At 28.3% G+C, this 519-nt stretch carries 1 pseudogene; it reads left to right on the top strand.

Going from position 1 to position 519, the window contains the following annotated elements:
• Positions 1 to 26: 26 nt before the first annotated feature.
• A pseudogene (locus OYV_RS04340) lies at positions 27 to 519 on the top strand (DNA polymerase III subunit gamma/tau); the annotation flags it as partial.

Here is a 519-nt window from a genome sequence, read left to right as displayed (position 1 = left end):
AAGATGTTGCAAATATTAAAGGTACGGTGTCTGCCAGCATTATCAAAAAATTGTTCCAAAATCTACTAAAAAAAGAAGCGATCAAAGCATTGCAACTTTTGCACAAAGCAATTGATTCAGGTAAAAACATCGACCTTTTAATTTTAGATTTAATTGATTCTATCAAAGATTATTTAATTTGGAATGCCAAAAATAAAAAAGATTCCAAAACATCGCCACTTTCCCAAGACCAAAAAATATTATTGCTTGAAGAAACAAACCACATTGATCATTTTTTAAGAATCTTAATTAAATTACAACAAGACCTCAAAAAAAGCGATCAAAAAAAATCTTTGGTAGAAATTGCCTTTTTGCAAATATGCTCTCTACATTCTTTTCAATTTCAAGCCAATTTACAAGAAACCCAACAATTTGTAACAAATAAAACAAATATTTACAATAATGAGCAAGCATCACTTGCATTAGATGAAACAAATGCCAAAGAAAATTATGAACCAACAAAGATTACCCAAAAAAATA

Origin of the sequence: 'Chrysanthemum coronarium' phytoplasma, from assembly GCF_000744065.1 — a bacterium.
Lineage (GTDB): Bacteria > Bacillota_I > Bacilli_A > Acholeplasmatales > Acholeplasmataceae > Phytoplasma > Phytoplasma asteris.
Note: the sequence above shows the minus strand (reverse complement) of the source record. Positions and strands in the feature narration are given on the sequence as shown.